We start from the raw sequence: 16,362 nt of genomic DNA, 5'->3' as shown, positions 1-16,362 counted from the left end.
AGTCGATCGTTAGTGCGATCAATTCATGGGGCGATATCACTTGCAATGGCTTGAATCGCCTGGCCAATACACTTCTCGAACACCTGCTCCATAGGGCCAAGTGTGCAGTTGTAAGCCGCAATGTTTGCAAAGATCCACTCGTCCTTCTCGATGCCCCACCAACTGATTTCAAACCCGGCATTCATGATGAGATGCTCGAAGAGAATGCGCTGGGCACGTCCATTGCCTTCGCGAAAGGGGTGGACGACGTTGATATCGGAATAGGAATCGGCCACGGCAACGATCAGGTCCCCCCGGGACAGCCCTTCGAACCAATGGGCGGCGGCCATGTTGCTGAAGATTTTCCCGGCTTCTTTTTCCATGAACTGCGGCTGGCAGAAGCGTGTGTCTTGTTTGGCCATCCCGACGGTGCGCAGTTCTCCGGCCCATTCGTACAAATCCGAGAACAGCAGCCGGTGGATGTTCTGGAGGTAGGCCAGGTCATAAGGGGGAGGGTTGAATTCGACGTGGTCCGCCGCGATGGCCGTGAGTTGTTGTTCGGCTTCGCTCAGGGTGGGTTCGTCACGGATATCGAGTCTGTTGCGAAGGACAGTGGAGCCCGGGTAGCAATAGGCGTCTTCACCGACCCCATATTTGTCGGGCATCAGGTTCTGGTCTTGGTGAAGGTCTTCAGGACTTCTTCACGGGTCGGCATTTTGCATTCGCCATCGGAGAAGGTCACTTTGAAGCCTTCCAGGCGCAAGCTGGCCGCGTAGTTGGACCGACGTGTCCTGGCCGCGTAGGCCTTCTTGGTTTCAAGGCTGATAATGCCCATGGGGCTGAACCTCAAATCGCGTGGATGAGCGGATTATAACCCATCGATGACCAATGGCGCTTGCATCGCCACGCTTCTCCAAATACTGTATGCATAACCAGTATTGAGAGCCCGCCCATGCAACTGATCGCCAAGCTTGGCATTCTCGCCGACGCTGCCAAATATGACGCTTCCTGCGCCAGCAGTGGTGCACCCAAGCGCAGCTCTCGCGGTCGTGACGGGTTGGGAGCCACGGACGGCATGGGCATCTGTCATAGTTATACACCTGATGGGCGCTGCGTCTCGCTGCTCAAGGTGCTGCTGACCAATTTCTGCCTCTACGACTGCCAGTATTGCGTCAACCGCCGCTCCAGCAACGTGCCGAGGGCGCGCTTCACACCGGAGGAGGTGGTGCGCCTGACCCTGGATTTCTATCGTCGCAACTGCATCAGCGGGTTGTTCCTGAGTTCCGGCATCATTCGGTCGGCCGACTACACCATGGAGCAACTGGTGCGCGTGGCGCGTCTGTTGCGGGAGGTACATCAGTTCCGGGGCTATATCCACCTCAAGACCATTCCCGATGCCGATCCGCTGCTGATCGAGGAGGCCGGGCGACTGGCCGATCGCCTCAGCGTGAACATCGAGTTACCCAGCGAGGCCAGTCTCAAGCGCCTGGCGCCGGAGAAGCAACTGGTCACGATCCGCCAGGCCATGGGCACCATCCATCAGGGCCAGCAAGCGGTGGCCGGAGAAGCACGGGCGCCTCGCTTCGCCCCGGCCGGGCAGAGCACCCAGGTGATCGTCGGGGCCGATGCCACGGACGATCATGCGATCTTGCAGACTGCCGAATCGCTCTACCAGGGGTACGGCCTGCGGCGGGTCTATTATTCAGCTTTCAGCCCCATTCCCGACAGCCCCGCCAGCGTGCCATTGGCGGCGCCGCCGTTATTGCGCGAGCACAGGCTGTACCAGGCTGATTTCCTCATGCGCGGCTACGGCTACAAGGCGGGCGAAATCCTGGGGGGCGCCGGCAACCTGGATCTGGATATCGACCCCAAACTGGCCTGGGCGCTGGCGAACCGTGAAGTGTTCCCCCTCGACGTCAACCGTGCCGAACCCGCCTTGCTGGCGCGTATTCCGGGGATTGGCCTGCGCAGCGTGCAACGCCTGGTGGCGCTGCGCCGGGAACGACGGGTTCGCTACGACGATCTGGTGCAGTTGCGCTGCGTGCTGGAAAAGGCGCGACCGTTCATCGTCACCAGCGACTATCGGCCCGCCGAGGCTCAGATGCGCAGCGGCCTGCTGCGTGCGCGCTTGCGTGAGCCCCAAGGGCCCATGCAAATGGGGTTGTGGGGATGATTGCGCTGGATTGCCAGGATGATTTCCTGATATGGCGCGACCAGGCCCGCAAACTGCTCGGCCACGGCATCGACCCCGCTGAGGTGACCTGGACCCAAGGCCCCATGGCCGATTTGCTGGCCATGCCGACGCCGCTGCCGTCAGGTTCGGGTCCGTTCTCCACGCGGGTGCCGGCGGCTTTGTTGACCCAGCTTGAGCAGGCCGGTCGTTACCAGGGCGAACAACGCTGGAGCCTGTTGTACGAAGTGCTCTGGCGTGTCGCCCATGGCGACCGCACGGCGATGCTCGCCGGTGATCGCCTGGGCAGCGAATTGCAGCGACGGATCAAACAAGTCAGCCGCGAGGCCCATCACCTCCATGCGTTTGTGCGCTTCATACCCTTGCCGCAGGCGCTTGCCGAGCAGTTGCAACTGGACCTCGTGGCCTTTCACGAGCCGGCCCATGACATCCTCGAAAGCGCGAGCGGCCATTTTGCCGAGCGGCTGGGCCGCCAACGCTGGCTGATAGCGACGCCTCGCGATGGCATCCGCTTCGATGGTGAGTCCCTGGATTATCAGCGCCATTGTCCTGAGCAGTGGCAGCAATGGGCGCGCCACGCTGAAGATCCGGACGCAGAGTTATGGCGCACTTACTACCGGCACACCTTCAACCCGGCGAGGGTCAATCCGCAGGCGCTGAGGCAGCACATGCCCGGGCGCTTCTGGCAGCACTTGCCGGAGGGGGAGTTGATTCCCCGGCTGGTTGGGCAGGCTCGGCAGGGTAAGCAACGGGATGGACAGGCGCTGGAGGTGGGAGAGAAGGTCGGGAAGCGGATCGTTTTGGGGGGCAATGGCTGAGGCCCCTGGGCCGGGGCTGACTTGCTGGATGTGATTGGGCGCCGACTGCATGCGCAGGTTCTAGCGTCATAACGAAGTGGGACGACCATGAAGGGCCGCCCGCTCAAAGTCGCTCAGTTCATCACCCGCGACAACGCTGCCTGATGTAACCAGCGAGGTGTCGCCCACATGAAGATCACGTTGAGCTTGTTCATGATGCCCGGTACGACGCTGATGCGCCCGGCGCCCAGTGCGCGGATGCCTGCCCGTACCACGGGGGCCGGCTGCATCATGATGGCTTTCAGTCCTGGAGTGATTTTCTGCTGCGCCGCGGTAGCGAAGCCGGTGTCCGTCATGCCGGGGCACAAGGTGGTGACGGTGACCCCATCGGCTTTGAACTCACGGTGCAAAGCTTCTCCTAGGCGTAGGACGTATGCCTTGGCAGCCGAGTACACGGCAAAATTCACCACGCCTTGGTAAGCCAGGACGCTGGCGATCTGTAGGATTCTTCCGCGCCGGCGCTTCCGCATGTCTTGGCCGAAAAGGTGGGTCATGGCCGTCAGGCTTGCAATGTCGAGCTGAATCATCGCCAACGCGTCGTTCAATTGCGCGTCCAGCAAAGGACCTTGCAGCCCGTGCCCGGCGTTGTTGATCAGGGTATCGATCTGGATGCCACGTTGATTCAAATCCGCATGGAGATTGATGACCGCAGCAGTGTCAGAGAGGTCGACCTGTTCGACGAGCACTTCAATGCCGTACTGGTTGCGCAACGATTTAGCCAGGGTCTGCAGACGATCCAGCCGGCGGGCAACCAGTACCAAAGGATGACCGATTGCCGCATATTGCTTGGCAAATTCCTCACCAAAACCGCTGGAGGCGCCGGTGATCAGCACCCATGAATCGCTGTTTCTGCTCATCTGATCTACCTCTGTGGCTCATACTGGTCCGCGTGTGAGACTTAGGTTACTATCAATACGAAAGTGAGTCGATATCGAAACGATATGAAGGATGAATTGTTGTGTGAAAGCTCATGCCCGATCGAGCGCAGCCTCAGGTCCGTTGGCGATCAATGGAGCATCCTGATCCTCAGGGATGCGCACCGTGGCATCTGCCGTTTCGATGAGTTCAGGAAAAGCCTTGGCATCGCTCCGACCATCCTCACTAAACGCTTGGCGGCGCTGACCGAAGCGGGGCTGCTGGAGAAACATCGCTACTGCGAACGGCCGCCCCGTGATGAATACGTCCTGACAGAAGCCGGGGTCGATTTCCTCCCTGTGCTGTTCATGATCGGAGCCTGGGGGCGTAAACATCGAGCGGGAGGGGAGATGGTGCGTTTCTTCGATGCCCAGGCGGGGACCGAGATCAAGGCGGTGGCCATCGACGAGGTGACAGGCAGCCCAATCGGGTCCAGGGAAATACGCATTGTCATGCCGGATTGAGTCGAGCCCCGAGTACTCAGTCGACGGAGGCGGCGCCCACCGACAAATATCTTATTGGTGCAAATCCCGAACAGATCCTGTGCCGTTTACGCTGTGTCCAAGTTCAGGGGCTCCCCCTAGCATTCCTTCCTCGATAACCAGGAAGGAATTCCCCATGCAACGATTCACCCGCCGTTTCCTCGCCGCCTGTGCATTTTCCGGCATCGTCGCCAGCACCGGCGCATTTGCTGAATACCATCCCACTATCCGTGCCATGTCCGGCGCAACGCCGATCAACCAGTTGCCTGCCGGTAAAACCGCGTTACTGGTGATCGATTTTCAGAACGAATACTTCACCGGTAAGATGCCGATTCCTGATGGCGCTGCCGCGCTGGCCAATACCCGTAAGCTGATTGCCTTTGCCGATGACTACAAGATGCCGGTTTTCCATGTCCAGCACGTCGCTCCCGCAGGTTCTGCAGTGTTCGCGAAGGACGGTGAAACCGTGAAGTTCCACCCGGACATGCAGCCCAGGGCTCAGGATGTGGTGCTGCAGAAAACCACCGTCAGCGTGTTCGGCAGTACCGACCTGGACAAGCGTCTGAAGCGCGCCGGTATCGAGAACCTGATCATTTCCGGTCTCATGACCCACGCGTGCGTGGCGGGTGCCGCCCGGGATGCGGCGCCCCTGGGCTATAACGTACTGGTCGCCTCCGATGCATCGGCGACTCGTGCGATTACCCGGGTCAACGGCGATGCCATCGACAAGGACGCCTTGCACAAGGCCGCGCTGGCCGAAGTCGAGGATACCTTCGGTACTGTCATGACCACCGAGCAGATCATCAAGTTGGCGGTACGCTGAGTCGATATGAATCAGATGCTCGCCATGGGCGTGTTCCGTTGCATTGTGGAGTCCCAAGGGTTTTCAGCCGCAGCGGAGCGGCTGGACACCACTCATTCCTCGGTATCGCGGCACTTGCAGCAATTGGAAAGTGCCTTGGGCGTGCGTTTGCTCAATCGTAATACCCGGCACATGAGCCTGACCGCGGCCGGCGAAAGGTACTACGCGGCTTGCGTGGATATCCTGGACCGCGTCGAGGCCGCCTCCCGCGCCGCTACCCTGGAGCAGGAGTGTCCCTCCGGCCTGCTGCGAATCAGCGTGCCGCTGGTAACCGGTACGTTGGAACTGGCCCATTGGTTGCCGGCCTTCCAGCAGCGCTATCCAGACATCCAGGTCGACTTGTCGTGCTCCGATCCCCTTGTCGACCTGGTGGCCGATGGGGTCGATGTGGCATTGCGCATCTGCGGGTCGTTGGCCGATAGCAGCCTTGTCGCCCGTTTGCTCGGCGCGTCAGCGCAAGTGTTGGTGGCAGCGCCGAGCTATGTAGCCAAGTACGGTCTTCCTCGCAATGCCATTGAACTCAATCAGCACCGGCTGCTGACGTATGCGTCGGCTGCCCAATGGTCATTGGTCAGCGAAGGAGGGGAGACAATGACGCTGGATTGCAACAGCGCCTTTCATACGGACACCATCACCGCCTTGCACGCGTGCGCCTTGTCAGGCGGGGGGATCGCGGCGTTTACCCTGGCGACGGTACGAGACGATCTGCTGAAGGGAAGGTTGGTGCGGATTCTGCCGGAGTACACCCTGGGCACGCGACACTACTATGCGCTGTATCCCCACGCCCGGAACTTGCCCCTCAAGGTCCGAGTGTTTGTTGATCACATGGCCCAGTACTACGAAGGAAAGCTCTGAGCGGGGGATGGGAATCCCCCGAGAAGCGGATTCAGCTTTTCATGGCCAGCTTGGCGGCTTGTTGTACCTGGGCGGCAGACAGGCTTCCATTCTTGCTCAATTTTTCCAGGGAGGCGCTCGCTGTCATCAGGCTGGCGGTGAGTGTCGAGAGCGTGGCCTGCAACGCACCGATTTTCGTCTGCTTGGTTTCCGGGGACATACTCTGGTCGGCCATAAGTGCCTGCATTTCTGACTGCTTTTCTTGGATTTTCTGTTTCAACTCCCGAATCATTTTCAGGATCTTCTGCACCTGATCGGGCAACCCGCTTTCTTCAATGTCCTTGTTGGCATTGGCCGCGCGGTCATTCGCCGATTTTTGAAGTCCGACGCCGGACAGCGATACTTTCACCCCCTCAACCTGCGTACCGGCAGACGATTTGTTCGCAGGCGCCTGTGCCACTTCATCCGTGGACTTCCTGGGTTCTACGCTGATCGTGGAGAGTGGGAGAGCACTGGAGCGCTGGGCATCGAGGTTAATCATGTTCAATCCTTGGAGGATGGGTATTTGAAACCTATCGGCTTGTTCTTGAATGTGTTTAGGTTTCTACCGGGACAAAATTGTTAAAGGTTGTAATCCGCGAAGGAGATCTGTAGTGGCGCGGGAGCGAAAGCCAACCGATCAGCGCAACGAAGCCCCCTCCAACGTCTTCCACAATTTGCGCATCGTCGGATTCCGATTGGCGATCGCACAGTACGAGCGAATCTCCAGCTGCGTGCTCCATTCCTGTCCTCCAGCCCTGACCAACAACCCTCGCTCCAATTCATCGGCCACCGCGCTCTGCGGCAACCAGGCCACGCCATAGCCTTCGACCGCCATGCGCATCAGCAGCATCGCCATGTCGGCCTCGTAGCAACGCTCCAGTGCCGTTGGTGCGGGGCCGTTCTTGATGACGATGTCGGCGACGCGGCCCAGGAAGGTGGTGGCGGTGTAGGCCAGGTAGGGCACCGGTTTGCCGGCGCGGCCTGGCAGGCGGAACAGCGGGGCGCCTTTGGCATTGGGGGCGCACAAGGGGATGAACGCGTCATGGCCGAGGGTCAGGCTGCCGAAGTGTTCGGCGTCCAGCAGGATGGGGGCGAGTGGATGGTGATACACCATCATCAAATCGCAGTTGCCTTCTTCGAGGGCGATGACGGCGTCATGGATATTGGCGGCGACGACCCGGGCGTTGAACTGTTCGTTGTGCTGCTGGAACTGGGAGAGCCATTTCGGCAGGAAGGTCATCGAGAGGCTGTGGGCCGCGGTGATCTGGATGGAGCGGCCCGGCATACGCTCCACGTCGCGCAACGTCGAACGCAACCGCAGCAGGCCGGCCAGTGCGTCCCGGCTTTCCTCGCAAAAGGTGATGCCCGCCGCTGTCAGCTGGACGGGGTAGGTACCACGGTCTACCAGCTTGACCCCCACCCACTCTTCGAGTGAACGGATACGGCGTGACAAGGCCGACTGGGTCACGCAACGGACTTCGGCGGCGCGGGAGAAGTTCTTCCACTCGGCGATCGCCAGCAGGTCATCCAGCCATTTGAGTTGCATGTCCGATCTCCCGTAAAGATGCGCCAGTTTACGTTGCAACTACCCGGCCCAGCGCGTCCTTCGCATAACTATTCCGAAAGCGCATGAAGGTAGCTGGATTACTCATCATCTCGTCCGAGCCGCTCCTTAGAATCGAGCTTGCCAAGTAAAAAACTCCAAGAACTACTTGAGGACAACACCGTGAAGAAGAATAAGCTCCCACGTCGAATAGCAATGGGCATTGCCTTGGGCGTGCTGGTGGGTTGGGCTTGTCACCATTTCGCAGGGAGCGAGCAAAGCGCCAAGGAGATCGCTGGTTACTTTTCGATGGTCACCGACATTTTCCTGCGCATGATCAAGATGATCATCGCCCCCCTGGTGTTCGCGACCCTGGTCGGCGGTATCGCCAGTATGGGCAACTCCCGTTCCGTCGGGCGCATCGGTGCCCGGGCGATGGCGTGGTTCGTGACGGCGTCAATCGTTTCGCTGCTGATCGGGATGGGGCTGGTGAATCTGTTTCAGCCGGGGGCCGGGCTGAACCTGGACGTCGCGCAACATGCGACCGCCGCGGTGCCGGTCAATACGGGTGATTTCAGTCTCAAGGCCTTCATCGGCCACGTGTTCCCCCGCAGCATTGCCGAAGCCATGGCGAACAACGAGATCCTGCAGATCGTGGTGTTTTCGTTGTTCTTTGGCTTCGCATTGGCGGGCGTCAAGCGGGCGGGCTTCACTCGGGTCACAGACGCTATCGAAGAGTTGGCGAAGGTGATGTTCAAGATCACTGACTACGTCATGGCCTTCGCGCCGATTGGCGTGTTCGCCGCCATTGCCTCGGCCATCACCACCCAGGGGCTCGGCCTGCTGGTCGACTATGGCAAGCTGATCGGCGAGTTCTACCTGGGCATCCTGATCCTCTGGGCGCTGTTGTTCGGTGCCGGCTACCTGTTCCTCGGACGTTCCGTGTTCCGGCTCGGCAAACTCATCCGCGAGCCGATTCTCCTGGCCTTTTCCACTGCCAGCAGTGAGTCCGCCTACCCGAAAACCATCGAGGCGCTGGAGAAGTTCGGCGCGCCCAAGCGGGTGTCCAGCTTCGTGTTGCCCCTGGGGTATTCGTTCAACCTGGACGGCTCGATGATGTACCAGGCCTTCGCCATCCTGTTCATCGCCCAGGCCTACAACATTGACCTGAGTTTCACTCAGCAGATGTTGATTCTTCTGACGCTCATGATCACCAGCAAAGGCATGGCCGGCGTGGCACGGGCCTCGGTCGTCGTGGTCGCGGCCACATTGCCGATGTTCAATCTTCCCGAGGCGGGGTTGTTGCTGATCATCGGCATCGACCAGTTCCTGGACATGGCACGCACGGCCACCAACGTGGTGGGTAACAGCATCGCAACAGCAGTGGTCGCTCAATCCGAAGCTCACGAGGAGACGGTCGAGGACTGTGACGCTGCCCCTGTCCGGTCTCGATCCGAACCGGTTCCGGTTGTGTAGGGAGCCGCGCCATGAAGGTGAAAGCGAAACAGCAGGCGCCTGCGGTTCGGAAGCTGGGCATCATCGGCGGGCTTGGCTCATTGGCCGGTGGCGATCTGTTCTACAAGCTGCTCAAGTCCAGGGCGGTGCTCGAGGATCAGGGTCGCTACCATTTCCTGGTCGAGCAGCACCCGTTCAAGGACGTGCTGCTGCCCCTGGACACGAATGCGAGCATGACGTCGCGCAAGTTCTATGTGTTCCAGGTGTGCAAGTCGTTCGAGGAAAATGGTTTCGACGCGGTGATGCTTCCATGCTTCGCCAGCCATACCTTCCGCGCTGAAATCCAGGATGAGCTGGGCATTGTGGTGCTGGACATGATGGCGGCCCTGGCCTGGTACGTCAGGGGCACTGTCCAGCCCCGGGCGACGCTGGGTGTCATTGCCTCCGACTTCGTGCGCCACTGTGGGTTGTTCGAGCGGTATTTCTCGCAGGACTTCCGGATCGTCTACCCCGACGCCGAGGCTCAATCGAACTTGATGGAGGCCATGTACGGCCTCGACGGCATCAAGGACGGTCACCTGGAGGGCGCGCCGCTGGAGGCCTTGCATCAGGCATGTCTGTCGCTGCGGGCCCAGGGGGCGACGGCGATCTTGCCCGGCATGACCGAGCTTTCACTGGTCTGCGCCGATCTGCAGCGACGGGGCATGGCCGTGCTGGACATCAACTCGATCTACGCTGACTTCGCGACGCAGCAGCGAACACCGCCAAGTCGACCGACCTTCAAACTGGGCATCGTGGGCGGTGTCGGGCCCGCCGCCACGGTGGATTTCATGGCCAAGGTGGTGGCCCATACCCCGGCGGACAGGGACCAGGACCACATCAGGATGGTGGTCGAGCAGAACCCGCAGATACCGGATCGGACGGCCAGCCTGCTGCGGGGAGGAACCGATCCGACCCTGGCGATGTATGCCACCTGCAAACGCCTCGAAAGCGCGGGCGTCAACGCCATCGCGATTCCCTGCAACACCGCCCATGCCTTTGTCGAACGCATCCAGACGAACCTGCGGGTGCCCATCGTGAACATGTTGAGCGAGACGGTGGGATGGATCCTGCACCGGCACGGGGCGGGGAAGGTCATCGGGCTCCTGGCGACTTCCGGCACGATACAGAGCCAGGTCTATCACCAGGTCGCATGCCGCGCCGGGCTGCAGATCCTGACGCCGGGGATCGATTATCAGGCCATGGTCATGGACGCCATCTACGGGCCGCGGGGAATCAAGGCGGGTTTCACCGACGGGCTTTGCAAGGAGCAGTTGCTGCTGGCGGCCGAGCATCTGTGCGAACTGGGGGCAGGTGTATTGATCCTGGGGTGTACGGAGCTGCCCCTGGTGCTCGAACACGGCGAGGCGTTTGAAATCAATGGGCACACGGTGGCGCTGGTGGACCCGACGATGATCCTGGCGCTGAAGTGCATTGCTTTGGCGGAAAAGACTGACAGCCGCTTGCAAGGGGTGAAGTGAATGTCGTGGCGAGGGAGCTTGCTCCCGTTGGGGTGCGCAGCGCTCCCATAATTCTGGGGCTACTGCGTAGCCCAGCGGGAGCAAGCTCCCTCGTCACAATGGATCAAGTCAGATTTCCTTTCCTCGCAACGCCGCAATATCCCGCTTGGGTGGCGCACCAAACAAGCGGCCATACTCGCGGCTGAACTGGGACGGGCTTTCATAGCCCACCTTGAAGGCCGCGCTTGCCACATCCATGTGTTCGTTGAGCATCAGGCGTTTCGCTTCGTTCAGCCGCAGCCATTTCTGGTATTGCAGCGGGCTCATCGCGGTGAGTTGGCGGAAGTGATGGTGGAACGTGGGGCCGCTCATCTGCACGCTCGCCGCGAGGTCTTCCACGCGTATCGGGTCGGTGTAGTTCACTTTCAGCCAGTCGATGGCCTTGGCGATCCGGTAGCCCTGGCTGTCGACGGACGCGATCTGCCGCAGACGGGCAGCCTGCTCGCTCGTCAACAGTCGATAATGGATTTCCCTCTGGATCAGTGGCGCAAGGACCGGGATCGCGTCGGGTTCATCCAGCAGGCCCAGCAGGCGCACGAATGGCGCCAGCAGCTCGGGCGTCAACGCGCCGATGTTCGCGCCGACCCCGACGGGGCGATCCCGACCGGGGGCCGGGCTGCCCTGTGCGACCAGATCGGCGACCAGGCGCAAGTCGAGCTTGAAGACCAAGCCTAGACAGGGTTGATCCGGGCTGGCCTGGGTCACCTCGGAATCGGCGGGCAGGTCCAGCGAGGTAATGAGGAATCGCGAGGCATCGTAGCCATAGGCCTGGCCGCCGAGCCACAGTTGTTTCGCACCCTGGGCCACGAGGACGATGCTCGGTTCGATCATGCAGATGGCAGGCGGAGCGGGGGCATCACGTCGAAACAGGCTGAGGCCGGCGATCGATGTTGCATAGTCCCCCGTTCGCCGGGCCCGCGCGCAAATGCTGTCGGCGAGTGTCTCTTGCAACGATGTGCGCCGGGTCGTCATGGTGTGCTCGGGTTTCAGGTTGGGTTGATAGCTTTAGGCAGAACATTACCTCGCCAAGCGAAGCGCTGACTACATGTCGCGTGCAGGTTCACAGAATCGGGCAAGAATCACAGAGAAATACTCTACCGGTCGCCTAGAGATAACCGCTGAAATGAGCGTGTGCTGCCGGGCTCTTCCCAGTGCCCTAGCGGACCTGCTCTTGCAGCTCAGCAAAAGCGTTTACCTCAGCGACAGGATGCATACTCGATGACCGATACCTCTTTGCCGAAATCACACGGCCAACCCGCATGGAGTGCCGTGCTCGCCATGGCGCTCGCCGCGTTCGCACTCGTAGCATCGGAGTTCATGCCGGTCAGCCTGCTGACGCCGATCGCGGCGGACCTGCATGTCAGCGAAGGGCAGGCCGGCCAGGGCATTGCCGTCTCCGGTGCCTTCGCGCTGATCACCAGTCTGTTCATTGCCTCGATTGCGGCCAGGGTCGACCGTAAATGGCTGTTGTCGGGCCTGACGATGCTGATGATCCTCTCCGGGACAGTGGTCGCGCTGGCGCCTGATTACCTGACGTTCATGGTGGGACGCGCCTTGATCGGGGTGGCCATCGGCGGCTTCTGGTCGCTGTCGGCGGCCACGGCCATGGCACTGGTGCCGGACAATCATCTGCCGCGTGCCTTGGCCATCGTCAATGGCGGCAACGCCCTGGCGACGGTGGTGGCGGCGCCGTTGGGCAGCTTCCTGGGGGCGATCATCGGTTGGCGTGGCGCATTTTTTTGCATTGTGCCCGTTGCTGCGATTGCCCTGGCCTGGCTGCTGTTGCGGATGCCGACAATGTGGGTCCGGCACACGCAGACGAAACAGGGCAGCAACAATGTCTTCAGGTTGATGAGCCGGGCGCCGGTTGCGTGGGGCATGTTGGCGGTCAGCACGTTTTTCATGGGGCAGTTCATGTTGTTCACTTACCTGCGTCCGTTCCTTGAAAGCGTGACCCAAGTGAGCGTCTCCCTGCTTTCGTTCATGTTGCTGATCATCGGCGTTGCCGGTTTCCTTGGCACTTTCCTGATCGGCGCATTCCTGAAGAATGGCTTGTATCGGACCCTGATCATCGTCCCGTTGTTGATGGCCGCGATTGCCATTGCGCTGGTGGGGTTCGGAGCGTCCGTGATTGCCACGACCGTCTTGCTGGGATTCTGGGGGTTGGTGGCGACTGCCGCGCCTGTCGGGTGGTGGACCTGGCTGGCGCGGACACTGCCGGACGATGCCGAGGCCGGAGGCGGCTTGATGGTGGCAATCGTCCAGCTCGCCATCGGGGCGGGCGCGACGGTCGGCGGCATCCTGTTTGATCTGAACGGTTACCAGGCGACCTTCGAAACCAGCGCGGCGGTGCTGGGCATTGCCGCCATTCTGGCCATGCTGGCCGCCCGCGCTGCGGCTCGGGAGTCGTTAGCGGAGCCGAACACCGCGGCATTCGGCGCCGCGGGTGGCTGAGCAATCAGGTGACCGTTGAGCGTTTGCGGTTGGTGGCCTATTGATATCTTGGTAAGCTCTGCTTTCGTGATCTATCGAGCCATCAGTTGTGTCTAGCGAACGAATTGCCCAATTGGAGCAAGCCCTTCTGGCCGTTATCGCTGCTGCGGGGAAAATGGGTATCTGCAGCGACGAGCTGTGTGCCCAGGCGGTGGGCGGATTGATGTCCGATCACTACTGGAGCTGGGCGAATGCCCAACATGCACAAGGCGCGGCCGACGAGATCGACAACGCCTTGAACATGCTGGTGAGACGGTCGATGGCGCAAGTGAAGGCGCCGGACGCTGAACTCGGCAGCGGCGTGTCATCCTCCCAAGCCAGCAATTAAGTCGCGTGCATTAGAGCCCCAAACCTTCCTCCACCAGCGCAAGCAACGCATCTTCATCCAGCGCCAAGGGCTCGGACTGCGGTTGTCCGTTCGACTGGACATGCCACCGCGATTCGCCGTGCTCGCCGACGGTTCGCAGAAGGCAACGTGTCTGCCCCTTCAGGTGGATCTCAATACAGCCGTCTCCGTGAGAGGAGAAGCGGGCAATCGGGTCAAGCTCGATGCGGTGACCGTTCCCTTCCATCAGCAGTTGGTCAATGGCGTAGTTGTATGTCGAACCACTGGAATGGCTTTCGAATACGTGAGTGGGATTGCGCCGAATCGTCAGGCCAGCCTCGCAGACCGGCGTCAACCAGGTTTCGATCTGGTGATACAGCTCGTAGACCTGGGCGGGCCAATGTTCAATCGCCAGGTCGGCGTTGTTATCCGTATCGGCACGGCTTTGTCGGGTTTGCCTCAGCTTGGCTGCCAGCTCGTCTGCCTTGCTCATGTCGATGCTCCCTGTCGTAGTGATCAGATGAGCTTAGCCGATGGGGTCAGGGGGCCAGTTGCGTTGGGTCAAGGGAAGGCTTTCGAGTGTAGGGGCGGGCGTGCTTCGACATCAGTCTTCCACGATTCTCTGTGGGAGCGAGCCTGCTCGCGAAGGCGTCCTGTCCTTTGCATCAGTGGCGGCTGACCCACCGCTATCGCGAGCAGGCTCGCTCCCACAGGGTTCCAACTGAACCAGATCTCTGCGTCTGACCGCTGTGAGAGCTTTTGAAAACTTGGTTTCGTTAAACCGCCAAGGCACTGATCACATGCTTTGGGTCATTATGAATCGCCCTTAACAAAGCTTTGGCGGGGCCGGTTGGCGCACGACGGCCCTGTTCCCAGTTGCGAAGAGTACCCAGCTGAACGTCAATCAGTGCTGCAAATTTTGCCTGGGTCAGGCCAGTAGCCTTGCGTATTTCTTTTACTTGCAGTGCATCGACGACGAATTTTCGGGACGGCTGACGCTCGCCCCGGACGATTTCATCCATCTGCTGCACGCTTTCCATCAGCTCATCGAAAAATTTGCTCATGGCTATCTCCAGTGCTCGACGATCGTTTTCATTGCCCTACGCTGTTCGACGGTCAAGTCTTGTTGTTCATTTTTCGGATATATCATCAATAACGCGATCTGCGAGTCAGAGACGAAATGGTAGTAAATCACTCTGGCGCCGCCTCGTTTGCCATGGCCTTTGGCAGCGATACGGATCTTTCGTATCCCACCGGTCGCTTCGATTACGTCTCCTGCCGAGGGATTGCGGACCAGTGTCGCCTGTAAGGTCGAATAATCATCATCATTCATCAACTCATTGGCCCGACGGGTAAAAATGGGAGTCTCAATAAAAATCATCGCTAATGTACGCCAATGGCTTACTTTTCAGCAATGCTAAAGGACTTCAGTGCCGCGCTCACTCCCTGAGTTGTAACCAGATCTGGTCGGCATCTTGATGGGGCAGATGGTACTAATGCCGCGCCTGATATTTCGGCGTCGCCCGGGCCGGGATTTCGTGGTCGCTTTCCCTGGTAGGCTGCGCAGGCATGTGCGGCAGCGAAGCGACGTGGACGGTTCGCGCAGGAATCGCGAAGCGCACGCCGATTTTCGCGAATTCTTCCATCATGCCCAGGTTGATCGCCTGCTGGATGTCCATGTAGACGTTGTAGCTGGGGTCCAGCACGATATACACCGTTTCGAATTCCAGCGCGCTCTGGCCGATGCCGCGAAAGTGCGAGCGGTCGAAGCGGGTCTTTTCCTGTGCTTTGATGATGTGTTCGACGATGACCGGCACCTGTCTGAGCTGTTCCGTGGAGCAGTCGAGGGGCAGGGCGAATTCGAAAACGATGCGCCGCTCCTGAAGCCGTTTGTAGTTCTGGATGGTAGTGCTGATCATCTCCGCGTTGGCCATCACGATCTGTTCGCCACCGAGGCTGCGGATCCGCGTGGTCTTCAAGCCGACGTGTTCGACGGTACCGGCCAGGGAACCGACGACGATGAAGTCGCCGACTTCGAAGGGTTTGTCCACGGCAATGGACAGCGATGCGAACAGGTCGCCGAGGATGTTCTGCACCGCCAGCGCCACGGCGATGCCGCCGACGCCGAGGCTGGCAATAAACGCGGTGATGTTCACGCCGAGGTTGGAGAGCATCGCCAGCAGCACCATGGCCCAGAGAAATACCTTCGCGCCCCACAGGCTGAGGGTTGCCAGAGCACTTTTCTGATGAATTTCGGTGTGGTTGTGGCGGGCGAAATAGTGCAGCAGTGCGAGGGCGATCGCCCGGTTGGCCCACAGGCCCATCTGCAGCGCCGCCACTACGAACCAGAGGCTGCTGACCCGGCTGAGCCAACGCTCCGGCAAATCCAGCACGCCGATGCCGATCAGGATCGAGGCCAGCAACAACAGGGTGTTGCTGGTGCTGGAGAGCACTTCGACGGCGATGTGGCTGAGGTAGGCGTTGGGTTTTTGCGCCCGGGCCCGTACGTTCCTCAAGAGGAAGCCGATGCTCGCCCTGGCGACGATGAAGCTCACCGTCATCACGCCGAGGGCGAGCAGCCAGTTGGCAATGGAGATGCCCAGCAACTGGGTATCGGTAAAGATTTCAAGGGAGCTTGAGTCCATGGATCGGTCACCTGCGCCGTTGCTTTTCGGGTTCAGGCCCTAACGCGTACAGGCTACTCGTGTGGAAGTCTGGACAGGGCCACGAACTTCATTAGGTGATGTGAGGTAGGGGCCGTTCCATTTTGTTGCCTGCCAGTGGTTGCGGCATCGGAGGCAGCGGCGACTTACCTGGGCAAGCGA

Annotated in this window: 19 protein-coding genes; 9 read left to right on the top strand and 10 right to left on the bottom strand. The window is 60.3% G+C overall.

Annotation, left to right across the window (positions count from 1 at the left end; genetic code table 11):
- Positions 1–23: 23 nt before the first annotated feature.
- Positions 24–644, bottom strand: a complete 621-nt coding sequence (locus CGA22_RS02000) for a putative adenosine monophosphate-protein transferase Fic (protein ID WP_041024291.1) — start codon at positions 642–644, stop codon at positions 24–26.
- Positions 644–814, bottom strand: a complete 171-nt coding sequence (locus CGA22_RS01995) for a YhfG family protein (protein WP_156996972.1) — start codon at positions 812–814, stop codon at positions 644–646. Before CGA22_RS01995 ends, CGA22_RS02000 begins: the two co-directional genes overlap by 1 nt.
- A 117-nt stretch (positions 815–931) precedes the next feature.
- On the opposite strand from CGA22_RS01995, the gene CGA22_RS01990 reads away from it, so the two are divergent.
- Together CGA22_RS01990 and CGA22_RS01985 are read left to right on the top strand one after the other, a co-directional pair.
- Positions 932–2,152, top strand: coding sequence for a putative DNA modification/repair radical SAM protein (locus CGA22_RS01990; RefSeq protein ID WP_041024292.1), 1,221 nt, complete (start codon positions 932–934; stop codon positions 2,150–2,152).
- Positions 2,149–2,988 (top strand): TIGR03915 family putative DNA repair protein, encoded by an 840-nt coding sequence (locus CGA22_RS01985; protein WP_041024293.1) that lies wholly within the window; start codon positions 2,149–2,151, stop codon positions 2,986–2,988. Before CGA22_RS01990 ends, CGA22_RS01985 begins: the two co-directional genes overlap by 4 nt.
- A 113-nt stretch (positions 2,989–3,101) precedes the next feature.
- On the opposite strand, the gene CGA22_RS01980 is transcribed toward CGA22_RS01985, so the two are convergent.
- Positions 3,102–3,884: an SDR family NAD(P)-dependent oxidoreductase gene (locus CGA22_RS01980; protein WP_041024294.1), complete on the bottom strand. Its 783-nt coding sequence runs from the start codon at positions 3,882–3,884 to the stop codon at positions 3,102–3,104.
- A gap of 84 nt (positions 3,885–3,968) precedes the next feature.
- On the opposite strand from CGA22_RS01980, the gene CGA22_RS01975 reads away from it, so the two are divergent.
- The 3 genes from CGA22_RS01975 (at position 3,969) to CGA22_RS01965 (ending at position 6,141) form a co-directional block, all read left to right on the top strand.
- Positions 3,969–4,406, top strand: coding sequence for a winged helix-turn-helix transcriptional regulator (locus CGA22_RS01975; RefSeq protein WP_041024295.1), 438 nt, complete (start codon positions 3,969–3,971; stop codon positions 4,404–4,406).
- Between the two features lie 154 nt (positions 4,407–4,560).
- Positions 4,561–5,247 (top strand): cysteine hydrolase family protein, encoded by a 687-nt coding sequence (locus CGA22_RS01970; RefSeq protein WP_041024296.1) that lies wholly within the window; start codon positions 4,561–4,563, stop codon positions 5,245–5,247.
- Positions 5,248–5,253: 6 nt separating this feature from the next.
- Positions 5,254–6,141, top strand: coding sequence for a LysR family transcriptional regulator (locus tag CGA22_RS01965; RefSeq protein ID WP_041024297.1), 888 nt, complete (start codon positions 5,254–5,256; stop codon positions 6,139–6,141).
- A 31-nt stretch (positions 6,142–6,172) separates the two neighbouring features.
- Here CGA22_RS01965 and CGA22_RS01960 read toward each other — a convergent pair whose 3' ends face one another.
- Both CGA22_RS01960 and CGA22_RS01955 read right to left on the bottom strand, forming a co-directional pair.
- Positions 6,173–6,661 (bottom strand): hypothetical protein, encoded by a 489-nt coding sequence (locus CGA22_RS01960; protein WP_223194627.1) that lies wholly within the window; start codon positions 6,659–6,661, stop codon positions 6,173–6,175.
- Positions 6,662–6,799: 138 nt separating this feature from the next.
- Entirely contained in the window at positions 6,800–7,708 is a 909-nt protein-coding gene (locus CGA22_RS01955) for a LysR substrate-binding domain-containing protein (RefSeq protein ID WP_041024298.1), read from the bottom strand.
- 180 nt (positions 7,709–7,888) lie between these two features.
- Between CGA22_RS01955 and CGA22_RS01950 the strand changes: the two genes are divergently transcribed.
- Both CGA22_RS01950 and CGA22_RS01945 read left to right on the top strand, forming a co-directional pair.
- A complete protein-coding gene (locus tag CGA22_RS01950; protein ID WP_041024299.1) occupies positions 7,889–9,181 on the top strand; it encodes a dicarboxylate/amino acid:cation symporter in 1,293 nt (430 codons plus the stop codon).
- A gap of 11 nt (positions 9,182–9,192) precedes the next feature.
- Complete coding sequence (locus tag CGA22_RS01945) at positions 9,193–10,680, top strand: amino acid racemase (RefSeq protein WP_041024300.1); 1,488 nt, start codon at positions 9,193–9,195, stop codon at positions 10,678–10,680.
- Between the two features lie 108 nt (positions 10,681–10,788).
- On the opposite strand, the gene CGA22_RS01940 is transcribed toward CGA22_RS01945, so the two are convergent.
- Complete coding sequence (locus tag CGA22_RS01940; protein WP_041024301.1) at positions 10,789–11,691, bottom strand: AraC family transcriptional regulator; 903 nt, start codon at positions 11,689–11,691, stop codon at positions 10,789–10,791.
- Between the two features lie 246 nt (positions 11,692–11,937).
- Between CGA22_RS01940 and CGA22_RS01935 the strand changes: the two genes are divergently transcribed.
- Positions 11,938–13,173, top strand: a complete 1,236-nt coding sequence (locus tag CGA22_RS01935; RefSeq protein WP_041024302.1) for an MFS transporter — start codon at positions 11,938–11,940, stop codon at positions 13,171–13,173.
- Between the two features lie 88 nt (positions 13,174–13,261).
- Complete coding sequence (locus CGA22_RS01930; protein WP_177329290.1) at positions 13,262–13,540, top strand: hypothetical protein; 279 nt, start codon at positions 13,262–13,264, stop codon at positions 13,538–13,540.
- Between the two features lie 10 nt (positions 13,541–13,550).
- Here CGA22_RS01930 and CGA22_RS01925 read toward each other — a convergent pair whose 3' ends face one another.
- From CGA22_RS01925 to CGA22_RS01910, 4 genes are all read right to left on the bottom strand, one after another.
- A complete protein-coding gene (locus tag CGA22_RS01925; RefSeq protein WP_041024303.1) occupies positions 13,551–14,030 on the bottom strand; it encodes a hypothetical protein in 480 nt (159 codons plus the stop codon).
- Positions 14,031–14,313: 283 nt separating this feature from the next.
- A complete protein-coding gene (locus CGA22_RS01920) occupies positions 14,314–14,601 on the bottom strand; it encodes a helix-turn-helix domain-containing protein (RefSeq protein ID WP_041024304.1) in 288 nt (95 codons plus the stop codon).
- A gap of 2 nt (positions 14,602–14,603) precedes the next feature.
- The gene (locus tag CGA22_RS01915) at positions 14,604–14,918 is read right to left on the bottom strand and encodes a type II toxin-antitoxin system RelE/ParE family toxin (protein ID WP_041024305.1); all 315 of its coding nucleotides are present in this window, start codon (positions 14,916–14,918) and stop codon (positions 14,604–14,606) included.
- A gap of 112 nt (positions 14,919–15,030) precedes the next feature.
- Positions 15,031–16,182 carry a mechanosensitive ion channel family protein gene (locus CGA22_RS01910; protein ID WP_041024306.1) on the bottom strand — a complete coding sequence of 384 codons (1,152 nt, stop codon included), beginning with the start codon at positions 16,180–16,182 and terminating at the stop codon, positions 15,031–15,033.
- Positions 16,183–16,362: the final 180 nt, after the last annotated feature.

This window comes from Pseudomonas sp. PSB18 (assembly GCF_014596565.1).
Lineage (GTDB): Bacteria > Pseudomonadota > Gammaproteobacteria > Pseudomonadales > Pseudomonadaceae > Aquipseudomonas.
The sequence above is the reverse complement of the archived record's forward strand: the minus strand, read 5'-3'. Positions and strand labels throughout refer to the sequence as shown.